At 39.8% G+C, this 686-nt stretch carries 1 protein-coding gene; it reads right to left on the reverse strand.

Annotated elements, in window-relative coordinates; all coding sequences use genetic code 11:
• Nucleotides 1-686 (reverse strand): 6-phosphogluconolactonase (locus ACHRWY_RS27535; protein ID WP_395359221.1); only part of this gene is annotated, 686 nt, incomplete at both ends.

Here is a 686-nt window from a genome sequence, read left to right on the forward strand (position 1 = left end):
ACCTTCCTGCGCCAAAAGGTCAGACATTCCGTTGTTGTTGTAATCACGGTCTGTTAATTTTAAGATCGATTGTTTTGTTTTTTGGCACAACCAAACAATCGCTTTGCTTTTTAATTCCTGTGTCCAGATGCATTCTCCAACTAACCAGGGTGTTTTAAAGCGGGTTAATTCAGATGCTGCAGACTGGTCCAGTACAAATGTGGCATTGGCATGATTTTGTAAAAAGGTAGCCGGAACTTCTGAACTGATATCGCCCTGAATGGTTCTCTTGATGATATCGGATTTGTTTTGTCCCCACGCCATTAGTACAATTCTTTTGGATCTCATGATGGTAGAAACTCCCATGGTAATGGCTCTTTTGGGAACATTGTCTATACCATTAAAATCAGATGAAGCGTCTACTCTTGTAATATGGTCCAAAGTAATGATCCGGGTTCCGGAATTGATGTGCGATCCCGGTTCATTGAAACCTACGTGACCGGTACGCCCAATTCCTAATAATTGAAAATCAAGTCCTCCGGCATTTTTAATATTCATTTCGTAATCGATGCAATATTGATTCAGTTCATCAATAGCAACGGTTCCGTCGGGAATATTAACATTTTCAGGTTTGATGTCAATGTGGTTAAAAAGATGCTGATGCATGAAATAATGATAGCTCTGGTTGTTCTCTTTTGTCATTGGAT

It is taken from the genome of Flavobacterium sp. FlaQc-48, from assembly GCF_044007335.1.
Classification (GTDB): Bacteria; Bacteroidota; Bacteroidia; order Flavobacteriales; family Flavobacteriaceae; genus Flavobacterium.